Below are 22,388 nucleotides of genomic sequence, written 5' to 3'. Positions count from 1 at the left end.
TAGCGCCGAGGGAGGTAAGCCCAATAGTGTTGGAGCATGGACAAGAAGGTCTTCGGGATCGTCCTCGCAGGCGGTGAGGGCAAGCGTCTGATGCCCCTCACAGCTGATCGAGCCAAGCCAGCCGTGCCGTTCGGAGGGTCGTATCGTCTGATCGACTTCGCCCTCTCGAACCTCATCAACTCCGACCTTCGGCAGATCGTGGTGCTGACGCAGTACAAGTCGCACTCGCTCGACCGCCACGTCTCGCAGGTGTGGCGCATGTCGAACATGCTCGGGGCCTACGTCGCTTCGGTGCCTGCTCAGCAGCGCCGGGGCAAGCACTGGTTCCACGGCTCGGCAGACGCGATCTTCCAGAGCCTCAACCTCATCACCGACGAGAAGCCCGACATCGTGGTCGTCGTCGGAGCTGACCACGTCTACCGCATGGACTTCCGCGACATGATCGAGGCCCACATCGCCTCGGGCGCCCGTGCCACTGTCGCCGGCATCCGCCAGCCGATCGAGCTGGCGCCCCAGTTCGGCGTCATCGAGGTGGGAGAAGGCGGACGCATCGACGCATTCCGCGAGAAGCCCACCGATCCCAAGCCGCTCGCCGACTCCCCCGACGAGGTGCTCGCCTCGATGGGCAACTACGTCTTCGACGCAGACGCGCTGGTCGAAGCGGTCACGAGAGACAGCGAGACCGACTCGAAGCACGACATGGGCGGCGACATCGTGCCCTGGTTCGTCGACCGCGGCGAGGCGCACGTCTACGACCTGAGCGACAACGATGTTCCGGGCGCGACCGATCGCGACAAGTACTACTGGCGCGACGTCGGAACCCTCGAGTCATACTTCGACGCCAACATGGACCTCATCTCTCCCCTGCCGATCTTCAACCTCTACAACCGCGACTGGCCGATCTTCGAGCAGCGCGTCAACATCCCGCCGGCGAAGTTCACGAGGGATGTGCACGGCAGGCAGTCGAGCGTCATCGACTCGATCGTCGACGCGGGGGCCGTGATCGCAGGCGCCTCGATCGTGCACTCGGTCGTCTCGAGCTGGGTGCGAGTCGCATCAGGGGCGAGCGTGCAGGACTCGATCCTGTTCGACCAGGTCGTCGTCGGCGAGGGCGCGATGGTGCGCCGTGCGATCATCGACAAAGAGGTGCGGATTCCGCCCGGTGTGCACATCGGGGTCAATCACGACGCAGACCGCGCTCGCGGCTTCTTCGTCTCGGAGTCCGGAATCGTCGTCGTCCCCAAGGGCATGGAGATCACTGCATGACAGCACAGTTCCTCATCGTGACCGATGTCGACTCGACACTGATCCGCGATGAGGTGATCGAGCTGATCGCTGATTCCCTCGGAGCCGAAGCGCGCGCGCACGTCGCCGACGTCACTGAGCGCGCCATGCGGGGCGAGCTCGACTTCTCGCAGTCGCTCGCCGAGCGTCTGCTGGTGCTCGAGGGCGTGCCCGTGAGCGTCTTCGACGATGTGCTCGCGTCGATCACGGTGACCGACGGCGTCGAGGAGTTCGTCAGCGAGGTGCACGAGCGCGGCGGCGTCATCGCAGCGGTCTCGGGCGGATTCCACGAGATCCTCGACCCGCTCGCCGCACGGCTCAGCATCGATCACACGCGTGCAAACAGGCTCGGAGTGACGGATGGGCAGCTCACGGGCAGGTCGGTCGGTCCGGTCATCGACGGGGCCGCCAAGCGCGACACCCTCGAGTCGCTTCGCATGAACCTCGGCATCGACGCACAGCGCACGATGGCCGTCGGCGACGGCGCGAACGACATGCTGATGGTCGAGGCTGCCGGCGTCGGCGTCGCGTTCTGCGCGAAGCCGGTGCTGCGAGAGGCAGCGGATGTGGTGATCGAGCAGCCCGACTTCAGGCTGCTGCTGCCGCACCTGCCCTAGTGGCCCATCCCGAGTCCGCCGTCGACGGGGATCACCGCGCCCGAGATGTAGGCGGCCTCGTCTGAGGCGACCCAGCGCACGACTCGCGCGACCTCTTCTGGCGATGCGAACCTGGCCGCGGGGATCTGCGACTTGTACTGCTTCTGCGTCTCCTCCGGCAGCTCGGCCGTCATGTCGGTCTCGATGAATCCGGGTGCGACGACGTTTGCGGTGATGCCACGGGCTCCGAGCTCGCGCGTGATCGACCGCGCCATGCCGACGAGTCCTGCCTTCGATGCGGCGTAGTTGACCTGACCCGCGCCTCCGATCTGGCCGACGACCGACGAGATCAGCACGATGCGGCCATACTTCGCGCGCAGCATGCCCTTGTTGGCGCGCTTCACGACTCGGAAGGCGCCCGTGAGGTTGGTGTCGACGACGTCTGAGAAGTCTTCGTCGCTCATGCGCATGAGCAGGGTGTCGCGGGTGATGCCCGCATTGGCGACGACGACCTCGACCGGGCCGAGCTTCTCTTCGATCTCGGTGAATGCAGCATCGACCGAAGCGGTGTCGGTCACGTCTGCGCGAACGGTCAGCGTCCCCTCGGGGCCTTCGGCGCTGCGAGCCGTCACGGCGACCCTGTGGCCGGCGGCGACGAACTCCGACGCGATCGAGCGGCCGATGCCGCGGTTTCCGCCGGTGACGAGTACGGTGCGTGTGGTGATCTCGGTGGTCATCCCTCGATGCTACCGAGATGCACGGGAGTAGACTTGCACATGGCCATGAACGACGAGACTCCATCCATCACCGACCTGCCGGAATCCGGCGAGGCCGACCTGAATAAGCGCATGAGGGTCTATCTGTTCATCATGGCGATTCGAGTCGCGGCGTTCCTTCTGGTGCTCGTTGTGCCAGGCTGGTGGAAGGTGCTGCCGGCGGTCGTCGCGGTGTTCAGCTCGTGGTTCGCAGTGATCATCGCCAATGCCGCTGGCATGTTCTCGGGACGCAGTTCGAAATCCGAGCGCCCCATGAAGGAGATCTCTTGACGATGCTGGGGTTCGGCTCCACGCCGACGTATCCGCAGTGCTCGAAGACCGCATGCCGTGAAGAGGCGAAGTGGGTCGTGAACTGGCGCAATCCGAAGATCCACGACGCCGATCGCATCAAGCAGTGGGCCGCGTGCGACGACCACCGAGACGAGCTGTACGACTTCGTGGCCGCTCGCGACTTTCCTGTCAGCATCACGCCGTTCGGCATCGAAGTGAGCGAGATCTGAGTGCTGCGCAACCTTGCTACCTCGCGTTGGCTGGGATACCTGGCTCTGCTGCTCGTCTACGTCACCATCTGCGGATTCCTGTGCTGGTGGCAGTGGAACAGGCGTGACGAGGCGCAGACCGCGATCGCACGCCTCGACGCCAACTGGTCGGCTCCTTCGTCGCCGGTCGACGAGGCGCTCCCCCAGCCCTATGGCTTCGACCCTGATCAGCAGTGGCAGCGGGTCGAGCTCGAGGGCGAGTATCTCGTCGACGATGCCCTCCTGATGCGCGGAAGGCTGCGCGACGGCAACGTCGGCTTCCAGCAGGTCGTGCCGTTCCTCACGGATAACGGCACGGTGTTCTACATCGACCGCGGATGGGTGCCGGTGGGAGCAGAAGGCGCCGAGCTGCCTGAGTCCGTGCCCGACATCCCGACCGGCCAGATCTCGCTGCTTGCGAGGCTGCGCCCCAACGAGGGCGACATCGGCAAGGGCGCTCCCGAGGGCCAGATCGCGAGCGTCGACCTCGAACGGCTCGCGAACCGGCACAGTCAGACTGTCTACACGGGCGCCTACGGGCTGCTCGAGAGCGAAGACGGCGTCGTGCCCGGCGACGTTGCACCACATGACCGTCCGCTGCTCGACGAAGGCCCCCACCTCTCGTACTCGCTGCAGTGGATCATGTTCGCGCTCGTCGGCATCGTCGGCTTCGGCTACGCCCTGCGCACCGACACACGCAACATGCAGGGGCTCCCCCAGGCGCCGAAGCGCAGGTCTGTCGATGACGACGAAGAAGACGCGCTGCTCGACGAGGTCGAGACCGAATTCGCCGAGCAGGCCGAGGCTTCTCGCTAGTCGCGTCTTCCGCCGTCGACCACGTTGAGCGTCTGCGTCTTCAGCGACGGCGCTCGCCAGCCGAGGACTTCGCTGATGAGCCGTGTCGTGAACACCCCGAGGACGACGAGCGCGCTGATCCACCACGCTGAGACGTCGAATGCCGCGAGGGTCGCGATGGCGGCTGCTCCGAGGAGGGCGGGCGTCAGGTAGAGCTTCGAGTCGCGCTGGAACACGACCGGGATGTCGTTGGCGATGAGGTCTCGGATGACGCCGCCGCCGACCCCGGTCAGCAGCCCCACGACAGCAGAGCCCACAGGGTTCACGCCCAGCAGATGCGCCTTCATGGTGCCGTTCACGACGAAGATGGCGAGCCCGAGGGCATCGAAGACGAGCATGGCGCGGCGCAGCCGATGCACGATCCGGTACAGCACGAACACCACAAGGGCCGTGCCGATCGTCACCAGCAGCATCCACCAGCTCTCCAGGGCCGCGACCGGCGTCGCGCCGATCAGCACATCGCGCGTCATGCCGCCGCCGAGGCCCGTGACCGAAGCCAGCGCCATCATGCCGATGACGTCCATGCGCTTCGCGGCAGCCAACAGCGCGCCGGACGCCGCAAACGCGATCAGGCCGACGACCTCAAAGGACAGCGCGACCTGCGTGAAGATCTCTGGTTGCACGCCGCTCCCCTGTCGTGTCGGCGCCGCACGGATGCGCGGCTGGGGCTAGTCGAGCCCTACAAGATCAAGATACTCGCGCGAGTAGTGGTCTTCGGTGCCCTCGGGCATGATGAGCACGCGCTCGGGGCTGAGCGCCTCGACGGCGCCCTCGTCGTGCGACACGAGCACGACAGCGCCCTCGTACTCAGCCAGCGCGCCGAGGATCTGCTCGCGCGAGGCCGGGTCGAGGTTGTTCGTCGGCTCATCGAGCAGCAGCACGTTGGCGCTCGAGACGACGAGCATCGCGAGCGACAGCCTGGTCTTCTCGCCTCCCGAGAGCACGCCGGCCGGCTTCGACGTGTCGTCGCCCGTGAACAGGAACGAGCCGAGCACCCTTCGCGCCTCAGAGGACGAGATCTCGTCAGACGACGACATCATGTTCTCGAGCACCGAGCGGTTGACGTCGAGCGTCTCGTGCTCCTGGGCGTAGTAGCCGATGCGAAGTCCGTACCCGCGGTCGATGCCGCCGGTGTCGGGTTCGGATGCTCCAGCGAGAATGCGCAGGAGCGTCGTCTTTCCGGCACCGTTGAGCCCCAGCACGACGACCTTCGATCCGCGGTCGATGGCGAGGTCGACAGCCGTGAAGATCTCGAGCGACCCGTACGACTTCGAGAGGTTGTGCGCCATGAGCGGCGTCTTGCCGCAGGGCGAGGGCTTCGGGAAGCGGATCTTCGCGACGCGGTCGCTGACAAGATCTGCCTCGACGCCGTCCATCATGCGCTCGGCACGGCGCAGCATATTCTTTGCCGCGACCGCCTTGGTCGCCTTCGCGCCCATCTTCGCAGCCTGCATCTGCAGCTGGCCTGCTGCGCGCTCGGCGTTCGTGCGCTCACGCTTGCGACGCTCGGCGTCGACCTCGCGCTGGCGCTGGTAGTTCTTCCACGACATGTTGTAGATGTCGATGATCTGCCGGTTCGCGTCGAGGTAGAAGACGCGGTTCACGGTGTCGCCGATGAGCTCGACGTCGTGCGAGATGATCAGGAGCCCGCCCGCATAGCCCTGCAGGAACTCGCGCAGCCAGACGACGCTGTCGGCGTCGAGGTGGTTGGTCGGCTCATCGAGCAGCATCGTCTCAGCGCCGGAGAACAGGATGCGCGCCAGTTCGATGCGACGGCGCTGGCCTCCTGAGAGGGTCGACAGCGGCTGCTCGAGGATCCGCTCGGGCAGCTTCAGGTTCGAGGCGATCGACTCGCCTTCTGCCTCGGCCGCATAGCCTCCGAGTGCGAGGAAGCGGTCTTCATGCCGCGTGTAGTCACGCATCGCCGCTTCGCCGTCTGCACCGCCGAGAGCCATGCGATCGGTTGCGTCGCGCATCCGTGCACGAAGTGTGCCGAGTCCGCGGGCATCGAGGATGCGCGCGCGAGCAGTCTGCTCGGGATCGCCGGATCGCGGGTCCTGGGGAAGATAGCCGACCTCGCCCTTGCGTGTGATCTCGCCGTGGGCGGTGTGGCCGTCGCGGTCGTCGGAGACACCGGCCAGGACCTTCGTCATCGTGGTCTTGCCGGCGCCGTTGCGCCCGACCAGACCGATCTTGTCGCCCTTGGCGATCCTGAACGAGACGTCGCTCATGAGGGTTCGAGCTCCGACGGACAGGTCGAAGCCTTGTACTTCAATCACGACATACCTCTCTCATTGCTGCCCGGATCGGGCAAGCTGCCTCTGCTTCAGGCACAGCCGCCTATCCTATCGCGTGCCCAAGCACGAAAGTTGCGAATAACGCACCGCTTTGATGGTCAAAGTGGTGCGTTATTCGCAACTTTCTGACGAAGTCAGATGGAGAAACCCAATTCGCTCGCTCAGGGCTCGCGACGGCTTTGGGTGAGTCGCTGTCGCGACCCATCGATCTGACTCCGTCAGATCGAGAACCCCAAAGCCCTCATCATCTCACGACCGTCTTCTGTGATCCGCTCGGGACCCCACGGCGGCATCCACACCCAGTTAATGCGGAACGCATCGACGACACCGTCGAGATTCTCGGCGATCTCAGCCTCGATCACGTCGGTCAGGGGGCAGCCGGCGCTGGTGAGCGTCATCGAGATCACAAGTGCGTTCTCGTCTTCGTCCCAGGCCAGGTCGTAGATCAGGCCGAGGTCGACGATGTTCACATCGAGCTCAGGGTCGACCACATCCTTCAGAGCCTCGATGCACTCGTCGAACTTGGCGTCGTCGAGTTCTTTCAGAGCCATGATCAGACTCCGGCCTTGAGGAAGCGGTCGTAGCCCTCGTCCTCGAGACGCACTGCGAGGTCCTTGCCGCCGCGCTCGGCGACGCGGCCGTCAACGAAGACGTGCACGAAGTCGGGCTCGATGTAGCGCAGGATGCGCGTGTAGTGCGTGATCAGCAGCACGCCGAGGTCGTTGGCCTCGTGCACGCGGTTGACACCCTCGGAGACGACGCGGAGCGCGTCGACGTCGAGGCCGGAGTCGGTCTCGTCGAGCACAGCGAAGCTGGGCTTGAGAAGCTCCATCTGGAGGATCTCGTTGCGCTTCTTCTCGCCGCCCGAGAAGCCCTCGTTGACGTTGCGCTCCTGGAATGCAGGGTCCATGCGCAGCGCGTCCATGGCCTCGCGCACGTCGCCGACCCACTGACGGATCTTCGGAGCTTCGCCCGACACTGCGGTCTTGGCAGTGCGGAGGAAGTTCGAGACGGTCACGCCGGGGATCTCGACCGGGTACTGCATCGCAAGGAAGAGTCCGGCCTTCGCGCGCTCGTCGACAGACATCTCGAGCACGTCTTCGCCGTCGAGGGTGATGGTTCCGCCCGTGACGTTGTAGCGGGGGTGACCCGCGATCGCGTAGGCCAGCGTCGACTTTCCGGAGCCGTTGGGGCCCATGATCGCGTGGATCTCGCCCGACTTGATCGTCAGGTCGACACCCTTCAGGATCTCCTTCTCGCCGGCGTCGGTGTCAATGGAGACCTTCAAGTCCTTGATCTCGAGAACACTCATGAGACTTCCTTTCTCGCGGCATCGCCGCTCACATCAATGGGGTTGTGCACGTCGATCATCACGTCGTCTCCGTCGACGCGCACAGGGAATACAGGAACCGGCTCGAACGCCGGCAGATTCTCGGGCTTGCCCGTGAACATGTTGAATCGCGACCCGTGTGCCCAGCACTCAAGCGAATCGCCTTCGATGAATCCCTCTGACAGAGAGATCTCACCGTGGGTGCAGGTGTCGCCGAGCGCATGGATCTCGCCTGCCGAGTCGCGCACGAGGGAGACGGGGACGCCGTCCACCTCGACACGAATCGGATCGGTCAGGCTGATCTCGCTCGTCGACGCCACACGGACTTCGCTCATGCCCCAGCCTTCGCCGCGGGTGCCAGCGATGCTCCTGCAGCCAGCTCCTCCTGGATCAGCGCTTCGATGCGGGTCTCGATCTCGTCGATGCCGATCTTCTGCACGATCTCCATGAGGAATCCGACGACGACGAGGCGACGGGCCTCGTCCTCGGGGATGCCGCGGCTGCGGAGGTAGAACAGCTGCTCGTCGTCGAAGCGTCCGGTCGCGGATGCGTGGCCGGCTCCTTCGATGTTGCCGTTCTTGATCTCGAGGTTCGGGATCGAGTCTGCGCGGGTTCCGTCAGTCAGCACGAGGTTCTGGTTCTTCTCGTAGCTGTCGGTGCCGTTCGCGCCCTCGCCGATCAGCACATCGCCGATCCAGACGTAGCGTGCGCCCTTGCCCTGCAGAGCACCCTTGTAGAGCACGTTTCCGGTCGTGTTCTCACCCTCGTGGAACATGAAGACCTGGCTCTCCATGTGCTGGCCGGAGTCAGCGAACGCGAGGCCGTACATCTCGGTCTCGCTGCCTGTTCCGTGGAGTCGGACCGACGGATTGACGCGAACCGCGCCTCCGCCGAACGACACGACCATGTGCTTCAGGTACGCGTCGCTGTCGACACGGGCCTGGTGCGCCGAGGCGTGCACGGTGTCGTCTTCCCAGTCCTGGACCGAGATGAAGTTCAGGCGTGCGCCGTCGCGGACGATGATCTCGACGTTCTGCGCGTACGCTGCCGAGCCGGTGTGGTGCAGCACGACCGTCGACTGCGACCCGGGAAGGGCCTCGACGATGATGTGCGCGTTCGCGTGGATGTCGGCGCCGAGTCCTTCGAGGCGAGCCACGAGGGGCTCGCCGATGGACTTGCCCTCGGGAATCTGGATGTGCAGGGCGTTCGAGCACTGCTTCCAGGCGATTGCGGCGGGAAGGTCTTCGGGAGTGAAGACCTCGCCGCGCACGGCTGCCTCGTGCCCGGTCGACTCGACCAGCACGCCGGCTGCATCGATTGCCTCGACGCCGTAGCGGATGCCGTCGTGTCCGATGTTCTCGGTCGCCTCGTCGACGAGCAGCGGTGCAAGGCGCTTCAGGTCGCTGTGCTTCCAGTTGACCTCGCGGCCGGTCGGCGTCTCGAAGTCGGCCGGCTCGAACGAGCTGGGACGCTCAGAGCGGGTCTGAATCGGAACGAACTTCTCTTCGCTTCGAACGTTCTCAGTAGTCGTCATCTAGCCGACCGATCCTTCCATGTTCATTTCGATGAGCTTGTTGAGCTCAAGCGCGTACTCCATGGGCAGCTCACGAGCGATCGGCTCGATGAAGCCGCGCACGATCATCGCCATTGCCTCGGTCTCGGAGAGTCCGCGGCTCATGAGGTAGAAGAGCTGCTGCTCTGAGACCTTCGAGACGGTCGCCTCGTGGCCGAGCACGACGTCGTCGACACGGATGTCGATTGCCGGGTAGGTGTCGGAGCGCGACTCGAGGTCGACCAGCAGAGCGTCGCAGATGACGGAGTTCGCCGAGTGGTGTGCGTTCGCCTCGATGCGGATCTCGCCGCGGTAGCCGGCTCGGCCGCCTCCTCGGGCGATCGACTTGGAGGTGATCGACGACGTCGTGTAGGGCGCCATGTGCACCATCTTCGCGCCGGCGTCCTGGTGCTGGCCGGGGCCTGCGAAGGCAACCGACAGCGTCTCGCCCTTGGCGCGCTCGCCGGTCAGGAAGATCGACGGGTACTTCATGGTGACCTTCGAGCCGATGTTGCCGTCGACCCACTCCATGGTCGCGCCCTCTTCTGCGATGGCGCGCTTCGTCACGAGGTTGTACACGTTGTTCGACCAGTTCTGAATCGTCGTGTAGCGAACGCGTGCGTTCTTCTTCGCGATGATCTCGACGACTGCCGAGTGCAGCGAGTCGGACTTGTAGATCGGAGCCGTGCAGCCCTCGATGTAGTGCACGTACGAGCCCTCGTCGGCGATGATGAGCGTGCGCTCGAACTGCCCCATGTTCTCGGTGTTGATGCGGAAGTACGCCTGCAGCGGGATCTCTACGTGCACGCCCGGCGGCACGTAGACGAAGGATCCGCCTGACCACACAGCGGTGTTCAGGGCGGAGAACTTGTTGTCTGCAGCCGGGATCACCGTGCCGAAGTACTCCTCGAAGAACTCGGGGTGCTCCTTGAGCGCGGTGTCGGTGTCCATGAAGATGACACCCTGCGCCTCGAGATCCTCCTGGATCTGGTGGTAGACGACCTCGGACTCGTACTGGGCTGCGACGCCCGCGACGAGACGCTGGCGCTCAGCCTCGGGGATGCCGAGACGGTCGTAGGTCTCGCGGATCTCAGCGGGAAGGTCTTCCCAGGTCTGAGCCTGGCGCTCGGTGGAGCGCACGAAGTACTTGATGTTGTCGAAGTCGATGCCTGACAGGTCAGCACCCCACTCCGGCATGGGCTTGCGGTAGAAGTGCTTCAGTGCCTTGAGGCGCGTCTGCAGCATCCAGTCGTCTTCGCTCTTGAGCTCGGAGATCTCTTTCACGACCTGCTCACTCAAGCCTCGCTTCGCGATGGCTCCGGCCTCGTCTTTGTCGTGCCAGCCGAATTCATACTGCCCGAGGCTTTCAAGCTCTGGGCGGTCAATCAGGACGTCGCTCATGGTTCCCCTCTCGTCTCGCGATCTGCCGTGGCGCGCGAGGGCGCTTCTGGGACGTGATTCGTCAGATACTGTGAATAACGAAACCGAAGCGCTTCGATCGCGCGCTCGACTGAGAGATCGCACTCCCTACAGCCTAGCGTCTGGAACGCCGCATGCCCATTGAAACGAGGTCCATCGTGTCGGAAGTTCGCCAATCGCGAACCTTGAGAGCAGTCAGCGTCGCAACGCTGGCCAGCCAGATTCTGATCGTGCTGACCGGAGGGCTCGTTCGACTCACCGAAAGCGGCCTCGGATGCACCGATTGGCCGCACTGCACGCCCGACTCGTTCTTCCCCGTTCCGGAGCACGGAATCCACGGCTTCATCGAGTACGCGAACAGGCTCCTGGGTGCGGTCGTGATCGGCATCTCGATCTGGATGCTCGTGCTGGCGATTCGCAAAGCCAAGTCGGCAGGCGGCCGCGAGATCCTCACGCTCGCTGCGCTCGTGTTCTTCCTCTCGGCAGCCCAGGGCATCATCGGAGCCGTCGTCGTCTGGCTCGAGCTGCGTCCCGACACCGTCGGCATTCACTTCATGCTGAGCGTCGTGCTCGTTGCGCTGTCCACCATGCTCGTGTGGCGCGTGTTCCGCGGTCCGCGCGGCCCCAAGGTCGCCACGGCGCCCCAGTTCGTGCTCACCCACGGTGCGACAGCGCTCTTCGCGATCGTCATCGTCATGGGAACCCTGACGACCGGCGCCGGCCCCCACGCGGGCGACGGAGGGGCCGTCCGCAACGGCCTCAACCCTGAACTTCTGCAGCACTTCCACGCGTGGCCGAGCTACGCGCTGCTGCTGGTGACGCTGGCACTGCTCGTCGTCGCAGTCCGGAAGGGGCCGCGCATCCATCTCTTCAGCGTCCTCGGGCTCCTGGCCGCTTCGCTGTTCCAGATGGTGATCGGCCTCATACAGGCCAACACCGGACTGCCCGTGCCGCTCGTGGCCGCGCACATGATGGGCAGCGTCTTCGCAGCTGCCGCCATGACCGCGACGGTGCTGTCACTGCGAGGCAAGGCCGAGGTCTCCGTATGAGGCTCGGCGTGCTCGACATCGGGTCGAACACCGTGCACCTGCTCATCGTCGACGCAAAGCCCGGCGGTCGGCCAAAGCCGGAGCGCTCGCACAAGAAGGTGCTGCGGCTCATGCGGTACATAGAAGACGACGCCATCACGAAGGAGGGCCAGGACGCCCTCATCGAAGCGATTGACGAGTGCATCGAGATCGCGAAGCCGGACGAGCTCGACGACTTCCTGGTGATGGCCACTAGCGCCATCCGCGAGGCCTCGAACGGCCGCAAGGTCGTGGAGCGCATCGAGCGCAAGGCCGGCGTCAAGCTCGACATCCTCTCGGGCGACGACGAGGCCAGGCTCACGTTCCTGGCGGTCCGCCGCTGGTTCGGCTGGAGCGCAGGTCACCTCATGCTGATCGACATCGGCGGCGGCTCGCTCGAGCTGGCGTCCGGAAGCGACGAGTTTCCTGACGTCGCACTGTCGCTGCCGTTCGGAGCAGGTCGCGCCACACGGCAGTTCTTCACGTCAGACCCGCCTTCCGAGTCAGAGATCAGGGCGCTGCGGATGGCGGCACGCGAGTCGATCGGCGAGGTTGTGGGCCGAATCCGCTCGGCAGGGCGGCCCGATCATGTCGTCGGCTCGTCGAAGACCATCCGCTCGCTCGCACGGCTTGCCGGCAACCTGCAGCCCGGCGTCGGCGATGCTGAGCGCACGGTGCTGCTGCGGGAGCAGCTCGACGACTGGGCTCCGCGCATCGCCAAGATGGATGCGAAGAGCCGAACGCAGCTGCCCGGCATCACCGAGGACCGCACCTTTCAGATCGTCGGCGGCGCGATTGTTCTCTCTGAGACCATGCGGGCATTCAAGGTCGACCAGCTCGACGTGTCGCCGTGGGCGTTGCGCGAGGGCCGGCTGCTGACCACGCTCGACCTGCTGGTCGACCGCCGTGGCGAGCCGCTGACCGGCGCTTAGGCCCTCAGCGCGTCGAAGCGTCTCAGATCGGGAGCAGCGGGTCGATGCCCACTGCCACGAAGATCAGCGTCAGGTACAGGTTCGAGGCGTGGAAGACGCGCATCGCCTTGATGTCGCTTGCGCCGCCCAGCGCCCGTCCGTAGAGCAGGTGCGATTCGACGACGAACCACAGCCCTGCTCCGATTGCGACGGCACAGTAGAGGAGCCCCATTCCGGCGACCGGGATCAGCAGCAGCGTGCATGCGACCGAGGCCCACGCGTAGAGGATGACCTGGATCCCGACGATGCGCTTGCCGCGAACGACAGCCAGCATCGGGACGCCGGCAGCTGAGTAGTCGGCCCGGTACTTCATCGAGAGCGGCCAGTAGTGGGCGGGCGTCCAGAGGAACACGAGGGTGAAGAGGATCCAGGCGGGCCAGTCGACTCCGCCGGTGACAGCACTCCAGCCGATGACGACGGGGAAGCATCCTGCGATGCCGCCCCAGACGATGTTCTGCTCGGTGCGACGCTTCAGCAGCATCGTGTAGACGATGGCGTAGAACGCGATCGCCATGACCGAGAACATCGCCGCGACCCAGTTCGCGAACACCCAGAGCACCGCTGTCGAGACCACGGTGAGGATCCAGGCGAACACGTGCGCCTCGGCGACAGACACGGCGCCCGTGACGAGCGGCCGGCCCTGCGTGCGCTTCATGACGCGGTCGATGTCGCGGTCGAGGATCATGTTGAACGTGTTGGCCGCCCCTGCGCTCAGGAATCCGCCGACGAGCGTCGCGATCACCGGCACGAGCGGCGGAAGGCCGCCGGCTGCGAGCACCATGGTCGGCAGAGCCGTCACCAGCAGCAGCTCGATGATGCGAGGCTTCATCAGCGCGAGGTAGGCAGAAGCCTTTCCGCGCAGAGCGCTGCGTTCAGGGGCAGAAGTGAGGGTTGACATCACCGCCTATTCTACCCCTCCCCGGCGCGAGCCGCTCGGGCTCGAAAGCGGGTGCGAATTCTGCGCCGTCACACCCGTGCAGCCCGGCTAGAGTGGAAGCACGCGCCGCTGCATGGCGAGCGCTGAACGAACACGGGAGGAGTGTCGAGTGTCGACATTGTCTTGGACGGATCTCGATCAGCGCGCGGTGGACACCGCTCGCGTGCTGGCGGCCGACGCGGTTGAGAAGATCGGCAGCGGTCACCCGGGAACAGCGATCAGCCTGGCCCCGGTCGCATATCTGCTGTTCCAGAAGATTATGCGCCGCGATCCGAGCAATCCCGAGTGGAGCGGTCGTGACCGCTTCATCCTCTCCCCCGGGCACACCTCGCTGACGCAGTACGTGCAGCTCTACCTCGAAGGAACCGAGCTCGAGCTCGAAGACCTGCAGCAGCTGCGCGCATGGGGCTCCAAGACCCCCGGTCACCCCGAGTACGGCCACACTGCCGGCATCGAGATGACGACCGGCCCGCTCGGCCAGGGGCTCGCTTCTGCAGTCGGCTTCGCCTACGCTCAACGCTTCGAGCAGGAGCTGTTCGACAAGGGCGCTGCCGAGGGCGGCCCCTTCGATCACTTCACATACGTCATCGCCTCCGACGGCGACATCCAGGAGGGCGTCACGAGCGAGGCCTCGTCGCTCGCCGGCACCCACGAGCTCGGCCGGCTCATCGTCATCTACGACTCGAACCAGATCTCGATCGAAGACGACACGGCGATCGCACTGAGCGAAGACACCGCCGCTCGCTACGAGTCCTACGGCTGGCACGTGCAGAAGGTGCAGTGGCGTTCGGAGGGCGGCTACACAGAAGACCTCGAGGCCCTCCACGAGGCGATCCTCGCAGCGCAGCAGGTCACCGACAAGCCCAGCTTCATCGAGCTCGACACCATCATCGGATGGCCGTCGCCGACGAAGCAGGACACCGGCGGCATCCACGGCTCCAAGCTCGGAGCCGAAGAGCTCGCGGGGCTCAAGACAGCACTCGGCTTCGACCCCGAGCAGCACTTCGCCGTCGATGACGAGGTCATCGAGCACACGCGGTCGCAGGCCGCAGAGCGCGGCGCAGAGGCTCGCAAGGCATGGCAGTCGCAGTTCGACGACTGGGCAGCGGCGAACCCAGAGTCCAAGCGGATCTTCGATCGCCTCGAGGCAGGCGAGCTTCCTGACGGAATCGCGGATGCGCTTCCCGCATTCGAGGCAGGCAAGGACGTCGCGACCCGCGCGGCATCGGGCAAGGTGCTGGCGGCTCTGGCGCCGCTGCTGCCAGAGCTCTGGGGCGGATCAGCCGACCTCGCCGGCTCGAACAACACGACGCTCGAGGAATTCGGCTCGTTCGCACCCGCGTCGAGGGCTACCGACTCATGGCCGAACGCCTCGTTCTCGGGACGCACGATGCACTTCGGCATCCGCGAGCACGCCATGGCGAGCATCCTGAACGGAATCTCGCTGCACGGCAAGACCCGTGCGTACGGCGGCACGTTCCTGATCTTCAGCGACTACCAGCGACCGGCACTTCGCCTCGCTGCCCTGATGGGCGCGCATCCGATTCACGTCTGGACGCACGACTCCATCGGACTCGGCGAAGACGGCCCAACGCACCAGCCCGTCGAGCAGCTCTCGACGCTGCGACTGATTCCGGGCTTCGAGGTGGTTCGTCCGGCTGACGCCAACGAGACCGCATGGGCATGGAAGACGATCCTCGAGCGCCGCGACGCCCCGGTCGGCATCTCGCTGACGCGCCAGGGAGTGCCGACCTTCGAGCGAGGCGTCGGAGCTGCGACGTCGACCGAGTTCGCCGATGCATCGGCCACGGCGAAGGGCGCATACGTGCTCGTCGACTCCGACGGCGCGCCCGACGTCATCCTGATCGCAACGGGCTCGGAGGTGCAGCTCGCAGTCGAGGCACGCGAGCAGCTGGCCGCTGAGGGCGTGCAGGCGCGTGTCGTCTCGGCTCCGTCACTCGAATGGTTCGACGAGCAGGACGACGCATACCGCGAGAGCGTGCTGCCGAAGGCAGTGCGAGCTCGAGTGTCTGTGGAGGCCGGTTCGACTGGGCTGTGGAAGGGCCTCGTCGGCGACGCCGGCCGCACCGTCGGCCTCGATCACTTCGGCGCAAGCGCTGATTACAAGACCCTGTACGAGCAGTTCGGAATCACGACCGACACGGTCGTGGCCGCGGCACGCGAGTCCATCGCTGCCAGTGAGGAGAAGTAGATGTCAGAGAACACCAAGGCACTCAGCACCGCAGGCGTCAGCATCTGGCTTGACGACCTGTCACGCGATCGGCTCGAGACCGGCAATCTCGCCGAGATCATCGAGACTCGCGACATCGTGGGCGTCACCACGAACCCGACGATCTTCGCCTCTGCACTCGCTGACGGCGACCGCTACGCGGCTGACGTGGAGAAGCTCAAGCAGGCCGGTGCAGACGTGGACGAGACCATCGAAGCGCTGACGACGGCAGACGTCGCTACAGCGTGCGACGTCTTCGCCGGCATCTACCGCTCGACGGGCGGCGTCGACGGACGCGTCTCGATCGAGGTCAGCCCGCTGCTCGCGAACGACGCGGCTGCGACGGTCACGGAGGCACAGCGTCTGCACGAGCGCGTCGCCCGTGAGAACGTGCTGATCAAGATCCCCGCGACCCAGGCGGGCCTGCAGGCGATTGCAGACGTCACGGCGCTCGGCATCAGCGTCAACGTGACGCTGATCTTCTCGCTCGCTCGCTACCGCGACGTGATCAACGCCTACCTGACGGGCCTGGAGCGCGCCAAGGAGGCCGGTCACGACCTCTCGAAGATCCACTCGGTCGCATCGTTCTTCGTCTCACGCGTCGACTCCGAAGTCGACGGTCGCCTGGCAAAGCTCGGCACGGAGGAGGCCAGTGCGCTCATCGGCAAGACCGCTGTTGCGAACGCGCGTCTCGCCTACCGCGTCTTCGAGGAGGAGTTCGCCAGCGAGCGCGCTCAGCAGCTGCTCGAAGCCGGAGCCAGTGCGCAGCGTCCGCTCTGGGCATCCACGGGCGTCAAGAACCCCGACTTCCCCGACACCATGTACGTCACAGAGCTCGTGGCAGCGAACGTCGTGAACACGATGCCCGAGAAGACGCTCGAAGCTGTCAGTGACCACGGCGAGGTCACCGGCGACACCGTCACCGGCACGTACGAAGACGCCGAGAAGGTGCTCGACGCGATTGCCGCTGAGGGCATCGACTACGTCGAGGTCACCGAGCTGCTCGAGCGCGAAGGCGTCGACAAGTTCGAGGTCTCGTGGACCGAGCTCGTCGAGACTGTGCAGAAGCAGCTCGACGCCGCCGGAGAGAAGGACTCCCAGTGATCAACATCGCAGCGACAGGCCATGCGGCCGAGGCGATCGAACGGATCGTTCCCCAGCTCGTGTCCGATGACGTGGCCGGCCGGATCATGGCGCAGGACGCGACCCTGTGGGGCGCCGAGGCCGAAGAGGAGTCGGGCAAGCGCCTCGGCTGGACTGAGGCCCCTGCTGTCACCTGGTCGATCATCGACGATGTCATCGCGCTTCGCGACCGACTCCGCGAACAGGGTGTGACCCGCATCGCGCTGGCCGGAATGGGCGGCTCTTCGCTGGCGCCCGAGGTGATCACGGCCACATACGGCGTCGAGCTCACGGTGCTCGACTCGACCGAGCCCGGTCAGGTGCTGCGCGCGCTGCGCGACGGCATCGAGCAGACGGCCCTCGTGGTCTCGTCGAAGTCCGGCTCGACCCTCGAGACCGACTCCCAGAAGCGTGCCTTCGAAGCTGCCTTCCGCGAGGCCGGCATCGACCCCGCCGACCGCATCGTCGTCGTCACCGATCCGGGCAGCCCGCTGGACGAGGCGGCCCGTGCCGCCGGGTACCGCGTGTTCAACGCAGACCCGAATGTCGGCGGACGCTACTCGGCGCTCACTGCATTCGGCATCGTGCCGAGCGGACTCGCGGGCGTCGACGTGCGCGATCTCGTCAACGAGGCCCTTGCCGCGTCGCAGGCACTCAGGGAGGACGACGCACGCAACCCGGGCCTCCGCCTCGCTGCTGCGCTGGCAGGCACCCGCCCGCTGCGCGACAAGATCGGCATTGTGCCCGACGGCACCCACATCGTCGGCTTCGGCGACTGGGCCGAGCAGCTGATAGCAGAGTCGACCGGCAAGGCGGGCAAGGGGCTGCTGCCGCTCGCACTCCAGCCTGACTCCCCCGAGCTCTCAGAGAGCCTGAGCGACCTGCAGGTCATCCGACTGGTCGGCTCGCCCCGTGACCTCGATGAGGTCGCAGACGGCGAGGTCGAGGTCGTCGGAACCCTCGGCTGGCAGTTCATGGTGTGGGAGTTCGCGGTCGCTGTCGCAGGGCGGATGCTCGGCATCAACCCGTTCGACCAGCCCGACGTCGAGTCGGCCAAGGCGGCGGCTCGCGGTCTGCTCGATGCCATCCAGGAGCCCTCCGCTCCCCTGTTCACTGATGGCGGCATCGAAGTGCGCGCGCTGGGCGGATTCGACGCCGGCGCTTCGATCGCCGACGCCGTCGACGGCCTGCTGTCGAACCTCGACGACCAGGGCTACGTGGCAGTGCACGCCTACCTCGACCGCATCGGAGACCCCGAGTTCGAGCAGCTCCGCGACATGCTCGCCACTCGCGTCGGTCGCCCCGTGACGTTCGGCTGGGGACCCCGCTTCCTGCACTCGACCGGTCAGTACCACAAGGGCGGCGTGCCGAACGGCGTCTTCTTGCAGCTGCTGTCGAAGCCTGAGGAAGACCTCGCGATTCCCGACCGTCCGTTCACATTCGGCCAGCTCATCGGTGCGCAGGCAGCAGGAGACGCGGCGGTGCTCGCCGAGCACAGCCGTCCGGTGCTCTCCTTGACGCTCACCGACCCCGCTGCCGGTCTCGCGACGCTTGTTGCGGCAATCGAGCAGCGACAGTCGTGACTCCTGCTGAGGCAGCCGAGCAGGCTGTGATCGCGCCCGGATCGAACCCGCTTCGCTCCGGGCGCGACTCGCGCCTGACGCGCATCCCCGGTCCGAACGGGCTGGTGCTGTTCGGCGTGACCGGAGACCTGGCTCGCAAGAAACTGCTCCCCGCCGTCTACGACCTGGCCAACCGCGGCCTGCTGCCTCCCGGCTTCGCGCTCACCGGCTTCGGCCGTCGTGACTGGAGCGACGACGAGTTCGCCGAGTTCGTGCGCGAAAGCGTCGAGCAGCACGCCCGCACGCCGTTCCGCGAGCCGGTCTGGGAGCACCTTCGCGTCGGCATCCGGTTCGTGCAGGGCGACTTCGACGACGACGCCGCGTTCGACCGACTCGCTGAGACGATCGACCAGCTCGACAGCGAGCGGGGAACGATGGGCAACCACGCGTTCTACCTCTCGATCCCGCCCAAGTCATTCCAGACCGTGACGTCGCAGCTGAAGCGCTCGGGGCTCGCGGTGCCCGGTGAGAACCAGTGGCGCCGAGTCGTGATCGAGAAGCCGTTCGGGCACGACCTCGATTCGGCTCGCGAGCTCAACGACACTGTCGAGAGCGTGTTCCCGGCCGACTCCGTGTTCAGAATCGATCACTACCTGGGCAAGGAGACGGTGCAGAACATCCTGGCGATGCGCTTCGCCAACAGCCTGTGGGAGCCGATCTGGAACGCCAACTACATCGATCACGTGCAGATCACGATGGCCGAGGACATCGGCGTGGGCGGCCGAGCCGGCTACTACGACGGCGTCGGCGCCGCACGCGACGTGATTCAGAACCACCTGCTGCAGCTGTTCGCCCTCACCGCGATGGAAGAGCCCGTCTCGTTCGACGCGGATGACCTTCGCAACGAGAAGGAGAAGGTGCTGCAGGCGACTCGTCTGCCAGACGACATCTCGACCGGCGTCGCACGCGGCCAGTACGACAGCGGCTGGCAGGGCGGCGAGAAGGTCACGGGCTTCGTCGACGAAGAGGGCATGAACCCCGAGTCGCACACCGAGACGTATGCCGCACTCAAGCTGTTCGTCAACACACGGCGCTGGGCCGGTGTGCCGTTCTACCTGCGAACCGGCAAGCGCCTCGGGCGCCGAGTCACCGAGATCGCGGTCGTGTTCAAGCGCGCCTCGCAGTACCTCTTCGACTCGAGTTCGACGTCGGCGATGGGCGAGAACGCGCTGGTCATCAGGGTGCAGCCCAACGAGGGCATCTCGATCCGCTTCGGCTCGAAGGTTCCCGGACCCGCAATGAACGTGCGCGACGTGACCATGGACTTCGGCTACGGACACGCCTTCACAGAAGAGAGCCCTGAGGCCTACGAGCGCCTCATCCTGGATGTGCTGCTCGGCGATCCTCCCCTGTTCCCGCGGCAGCGCGAGGTCGAGCTCTCGTGGAAGATCCTCGATCCAGTCGAGGAGCACTGGGCCAGCCTCGACGAGGCGCCCGAACAGTACGAGCCGGGATCGTGGGGGCCGAAGAGCGCCGACGAGCTGCTCGCCCGCGACGGTCGACACTGGAGAAGGCCATGAGACGTGAACTCACGAACACGACGACGAGCAAGGTCGCCAAGCTGCTCGATGAGATCCGCGACGAGGGCGGCGCAGTTGCGCTCGGCCGAGTGCTGACGCTGCTCATCCACACGCAGCTGGGCGTTGAAGAAGAGGCCATCGCGGCGGCCAACGAGGCCAGCCGCGAGCATCCGATGCGCGTCGTCGTCGTGAGCCGCAACAAAGACGACGTGCGGGCAGAGGAAGACGCGAGGCTCGATGCCGAGATCCGCGTCGGCGGCGACGCCGGCGCGAGCGAGGTCGTGGTGCTGCGCTGCTACGGCGAGATCGGATCTCAGCTCGAGGGCATCGTGCAGGGCCTGCTGCTGCCGGATGCGCCCATCGTCGCCTGGTGGCCGACCTTCATGCCGTCTGACCCCGGGCACGCTCAGCTCGGCCAGATCGCGCACAGGCGCATCACCGACGCCGCAGCTCAGCGTGAGGGCTGCGAGGCGATCACTCGCCTTGCCGACGCGTACAGACCCGGCGACACCGACCTCAGCTGGACGCGCCTGACCAACTGGCGCGCGCATCTGGCGGCAATGCTCGACCAGCCGCCGTTCCAGCCCGTGACCTCGGCAGTCGTCAGAGGCGACACAGCGAGCCCCAGCGTGCAGCTGATGGCCGCTTGGCTCAGAGCCCGCCTGCACGTCGATGTCGAGCTCAGCGAGCCGGCAGACGACCTGCCCGTTGGTTCGAGCGGCCTCTCGCAGATCGTGCTGCATCGTGAGGGCGGCGAGAACAGTATCACGCGCATCGAAGAGTCCACGGGCCTCATGCAGCAGACGGGGCAGCCCGATCACAGGGTTGCGCTGTCTCGTCGAGGGCTGCGCGACCAGCTGAACGAAGAGCTGCGCAGGCTCGATGCCGATGACATGTATCGCGAAGTGCTCGAGGAGTACGCGAGAACGCAGAAGGAGTTCGCATGACCGCGACCGAGATCCTCGCCGACCGCGACGCCGTGATCGAGCATGTCAGCGATCGTGCTGTCTCGCTGCTGGCCGAGCTCACAGCGGCCCGCGAGCGAGTCGACGTGTGCCTGACCGGAGGAACCGTGGGCATCGGCGTCCTCGCCGCGATCGCCTTGCACCCGCAGACGTCGAAGATCGACCTCGCGCGCATCCACTGGTGGTGGGGCGATGAGCGGTTCGTGGCTGCCGACAGCGACGACCGCAATGAGAAGCAGGCCCGTGAGGCACTGCTGGACGTGCTGGGCGTCGACGAGAGTCGCATCAACGCGCTCCCCGCATCCGATGAAGGACTCTCTCTCGAACAGGGCGCCACAGCCGCAGCGAACGAGCTTGAAGAGGCGACGCCCTTCGCGCTCACCTTTCTCGGGCTCGGCCCCGACGGACACGTCGCATCGCTCTTTCCCGGTCACCCGGCCGCATCGGCCGAGGGCCCCGGCGTCATGGCGGTCACGGACTCCCCCAAGCCGCCGCCCGAGCGACTGTCGATGACGCTCGAGACGATCAACGCGTCAGAGCGCATCTGGATCGCCGCAGCAGGAGCAGACAAGGCGGATGCAGTGGCCGCTGTCATGCAGCGGCCGGGAACCCAGCCGGTTCCGGGCGGAAGCGTGAGCGGAACGCAAGAGACGCTGCTGTTCGCGGACGAAGCAGCAGCGTCTCAGCTGTGAAGTTCAGCGTGTCGTCGGATCAGGCCTGACCGCGACGCGCACGCAGCTTCTGCAGAGCCTCTTCGAGCAGCTGCTCGGACTCTTCGGGCGTGCGGCGCTCTTTCACGTAAGCCAGGTGCGTCTTGTACGGCTCGGCCTTCGAGACCGAGGGCGGGTTGGCCTTGTCGCGACCTGCGGGCAGACCGGTGGTCGGCGAGTCGACCGTCTCGGGCAGCTCTTCGTCGGGCAGATCAGCCGCGAAGTATCGGACGATCTCGTTGCCGAGGGCATCCCAGTACGAGACCGTGCGACGCTCGGCGTGGTAGCCGCGGTCCTGTTCGCCCATGGGGCCCGCGCCGACGCGCGAGCCGCGGATTGCACTTCCTCCGGATGCCATTCAGCCCCCAAACTTCGTGATGAGACCGAGTCCCACGATGGATGCGACCCAGATGAGGGCCGTGTAGAGCGTGTACCTGTTGAGGTTGCGCTCTGCGACGCCTGACGAGCCGATCTGGCTTGTCATGCCGCCGCCGAACATGTCGGAAAGGCCACCGCCACGCCCTTTGTGCAAGAGGATGAGCAGTGTGAGTGCGATCGAGGTGATGCCGAGCACCACCTGCAGGATCACCTGGAGAATTTCCACAGATACACGCCTT

General features: G+C 65.8%; 24 protein-coding genes. 13 read left to right on the top strand and 11 right to left on the bottom strand.

Features of this window, described 5'->3' with window-relative positions; all coding sequences use genetic code 11:
* The first annotated feature begins 36 nt into the window (after positions 1 to 36).
* Both glgC and serB read left to right on the top strand, forming a co-directional pair.
* On the top strand, positions 37 to 1,266 hold the full coding sequence (gene glgC, locus CZ674_RS06420; RefSeq protein WP_086991691.1) for a glucose-1-phosphate adenylyltransferase: 1,230 nt from the start codon (positions 37 to 39) through the stop codon (positions 1,264 to 1,266).
* Positions 1,263 to 1,901, top strand: a complete 639-nt coding sequence (serB, locus tag CZ674_RS06415; RefSeq protein ID WP_086991690.1) for a phosphoserine phosphatase SerB — start codon at positions 1,263 to 1,265, stop codon at positions 1,899 to 1,901. Before glgC ends, serB begins: the two co-directional genes overlap by 4 nt.
* On the opposite strand, the gene CZ674_RS06410 is transcribed toward serB, so the two are convergent.
* Positions 1,898 to 2,617, bottom strand: a complete 720-nt coding sequence (locus CZ674_RS06410; protein ID WP_086991689.1) for a beta-ketoacyl-ACP reductase — start codon at positions 2,615 to 2,617, stop codon at positions 1,898 to 1,900. The two genes, serB and CZ674_RS06410, sit on opposite strands and share 4 nt — an antisense overlap.
* A 39-nt stretch (positions 2,618 to 2,656) precedes the next feature.
* Here CZ674_RS06410 and CZ674_RS06405 point away from each other — a divergent pair, with 39 nt between their 5' ends.
* Genes CZ674_RS06405 through CZ674_RS06395 form a run of 3 tightly spaced genes read left to right on the top strand, consistent with a single transcriptional unit; the run spans position 2,657 to position 3,990 of the window.
* Positions 2,657 to 2,926 carry a DUF3099 domain-containing protein gene (locus CZ674_RS06405; protein ID WP_159456916.1) on the top strand — a complete coding sequence of 90 codons (270 nt, stop codon included), beginning with the start codon at positions 2,657 to 2,659 and terminating at the stop codon, positions 2,924 to 2,926.
* Positions 2,927 to 2,928: 2 nt separating this feature from the next.
* Entirely contained in the window at positions 2,929 to 3,156 is a 228-nt protein-coding gene (locus tag CZ674_RS06400) for a hypothetical protein (RefSeq protein WP_086991687.1), read from the top strand.
* Positions 3,157 to 3,990: an SURF1 family cytochrome oxidase biogenesis protein gene (locus CZ674_RS06395; RefSeq protein WP_086991686.1), complete on the top strand. Its 834-nt coding sequence runs from the start codon at positions 3,157 to 3,159 to the stop codon at positions 3,988 to 3,990.
* On the opposite strand, the gene CZ674_RS06390 is transcribed toward CZ674_RS06395, so the two are convergent.
* The 7 genes from CZ674_RS06390 to sufB form a co-directional block, all read right to left on the bottom strand.
* On the bottom strand, positions 3,987 to 4,652 hold the full coding sequence (locus tag CZ674_RS06390) for a trimeric intracellular cation channel family protein (RefSeq protein ID WP_086991685.1): 666 nt from the start codon (positions 4,650 to 4,652) through the stop codon (positions 3,987 to 3,989). The genes CZ674_RS06395 and CZ674_RS06390 overlap by 4 nt on opposite strands.
* A gap of 45 nt (positions 4,653 to 4,697) precedes the next feature.
* Entirely contained in the window at positions 4,698 to 6,308 is a 1,611-nt protein-coding gene (locus CZ674_RS06385; protein ID WP_407640217.1) for an ABC-F family ATP-binding cassette domain-containing protein, read from the bottom strand.
* 236 nt (positions 6,309 to 6,544) lie between these two features.
* Positions 6,545 to 6,877, bottom strand: coding sequence for a metal-sulfur cluster assembly factor (locus CZ674_RS06380; protein ID WP_086991684.1), 333 nt, complete (start codon positions 6,875 to 6,877; stop codon positions 6,545 to 6,547).
* 2 nt (positions 6,878 to 6,879) lie between these two features.
* Complete coding sequence (gene sufC, locus CZ674_RS06375) at positions 6,880 to 7,638, bottom strand: Fe-S cluster assembly ATPase SufC (protein ID WP_086991683.1); 759 nt, start codon at positions 7,636 to 7,638, stop codon at positions 6,880 to 6,882.
* The gene (locus CZ674_RS06370) at positions 7,635 to 7,991 is read right to left on the bottom strand and encodes a non-heme iron oxygenase ferredoxin subunit (RefSeq protein ID WP_086991682.1); all 357 of its coding nucleotides are present in this window, start codon (positions 7,989 to 7,991) and stop codon (positions 7,635 to 7,637) included. The genes sufC and CZ674_RS06370 overlap by 4 nt, the downstream gene beginning before the upstream one ends.
* A complete protein-coding gene (sufD, locus tag CZ674_RS06365; protein WP_086991681.1) occupies positions 7,988 to 9,190 on the bottom strand; it encodes a Fe-S cluster assembly protein SufD in 1,203 nt (400 codons plus the stop codon). Before sufD ends, CZ674_RS06370 begins: the two co-directional genes overlap by 4 nt.
* Entirely contained in the window at positions 9,191 to 10,609 is a 1,419-nt protein-coding gene (gene sufB, locus CZ674_RS06360; protein ID WP_086991680.1) for a Fe-S cluster assembly protein SufB, read from the bottom strand. It lies immediately after the preceding gene.
* Positions 10,610 to 10,812: 203 nt separating this feature from the next.
* Here sufB and CZ674_RS06355 point away from each other — a divergent pair, with 203 nt between their 5' ends.
* The gene (locus CZ674_RS06355) at positions 10,813 to 11,676 is read left to right on the top strand and encodes a COX15/CtaA family protein (RefSeq protein ID WP_159456915.1); all 864 of its coding nucleotides are present in this window, start codon (positions 10,813 to 10,815) and stop codon (positions 11,674 to 11,676) included.
* Complete coding sequence (locus CZ674_RS06350; RefSeq protein ID WP_086991678.1) at positions 11,673 to 12,626, top strand: Ppx/GppA phosphatase family protein; 954 nt, start codon at positions 11,673 to 11,675, stop codon at positions 12,624 to 12,626. Before CZ674_RS06355 ends, CZ674_RS06350 begins: the two co-directional genes overlap by 4 nt.
* A 22-nt stretch (positions 12,627 to 12,648) precedes the next feature.
* Here CZ674_RS06350 and CZ674_RS06345 read toward each other — a convergent pair whose 3' ends face one another.
* The gene (locus tag CZ674_RS06345) at positions 12,649 to 13,563 is read right to left on the bottom strand and encodes a heme o synthase (RefSeq protein WP_086991677.1); all 915 of its coding nucleotides are present in this window, start codon (positions 13,561 to 13,563) and stop codon (positions 12,649 to 12,651) included.
* A gap of 148 nt (positions 13,564 to 13,711) precedes the next feature.
* Here CZ674_RS06345 and tkt point away from each other — a divergent pair, with 148 nt between their 5' ends.
* From tkt to pgl, 6 genes are read left to right on the top strand one after another with little or no spacing between them, the layout of a single operon-like run.
* Positions 13,712 to 15,814 (top strand): transketolase, encoded by a 2,103-nt coding sequence (gene tkt / locus CZ674_RS06340; RefSeq protein ID WP_086991676.1) that lies wholly within the window; start codon positions 13,712 to 13,714, stop codon positions 15,812 to 15,814.
* Positions 15,815 to 16,936: a transaldolase gene (gene tal / locus CZ674_RS06335; RefSeq protein WP_086991675.1), complete on the top strand. Its 1,122-nt coding sequence runs from the start codon at positions 15,815 to 15,817 to the stop codon at positions 16,934 to 16,936.
* Positions 16,933 to 18,537, top strand: coding sequence for a glucose-6-phosphate isomerase (locus CZ674_RS06330; protein ID WP_086991674.1), 1,605 nt, complete (start codon positions 16,933 to 16,935; stop codon positions 18,535 to 18,537). Before tal ends, CZ674_RS06330 begins: the two co-directional genes overlap by 4 nt.
* Positions 18,534 to 20,096, top strand: a complete 1,563-nt coding sequence (gene zwf, locus CZ674_RS06325) for a glucose-6-phosphate dehydrogenase (RefSeq protein WP_234988464.1) — start codon at positions 18,534 to 18,536, stop codon at positions 20,094 to 20,096. Before CZ674_RS06330 ends, zwf begins: the two co-directional genes overlap by 4 nt.
* On the top strand, positions 20,093 to 21,043 hold the full coding sequence (locus tag CZ674_RS06320; RefSeq protein ID WP_086991673.1) for a glucose-6-phosphate dehydrogenase assembly protein OpcA: 951 nt from the start codon (positions 20,093 to 20,095) through the stop codon (positions 21,041 to 21,043). The genes zwf and CZ674_RS06320 overlap by 4 nt, the downstream gene beginning before the upstream one ends.
* On the top strand, positions 21,040 to 21,753 hold the full coding sequence (gene pgl / locus CZ674_RS06315) for a 6-phosphogluconolactonase (protein WP_086991672.1): 714 nt from the start codon (positions 21,040 to 21,042) through the stop codon (positions 21,751 to 21,753). The genes CZ674_RS06320 and pgl overlap by 4 nt, the downstream gene beginning before the upstream one ends.
* A 19-nt stretch (positions 21,754 to 21,772) precedes the next feature.
* On the opposite strand, the gene CZ674_RS06310 is transcribed toward pgl, so the two are convergent.
* Both CZ674_RS06310 and secG read right to left on the bottom strand, forming a co-directional pair.
* Positions 21,773 to 22,129, bottom strand: a complete 357-nt coding sequence (locus CZ674_RS06310) for an RNA polymerase-binding protein RbpA (protein WP_086991671.1) — start codon at positions 22,127 to 22,129, stop codon at positions 21,773 to 21,775.
* Complete coding sequence (gene secG / locus CZ674_RS06305; protein ID WP_086991670.1) at positions 22,130 to 22,375, bottom strand: preprotein translocase subunit SecG; 246 nt, start codon at positions 22,373 to 22,375, stop codon at positions 22,130 to 22,132.
* Positions 22,376 to 22,388: the final 13 nt, after the last annotated feature.

Origin of the sequence: Agrococcus casei LMG 22410 (assembly GCF_900163565.1) — a bacterium.
Classification (GTDB): Bacteria; Actinomycetota; Actinomycetes; order Actinomycetales; family Microbacteriaceae; genus Agrococcus; species Agrococcus casei.
Note: the sequence above shows the minus strand (reverse complement) of the source record. Positions and strands in the feature narration are given on the sequence as shown.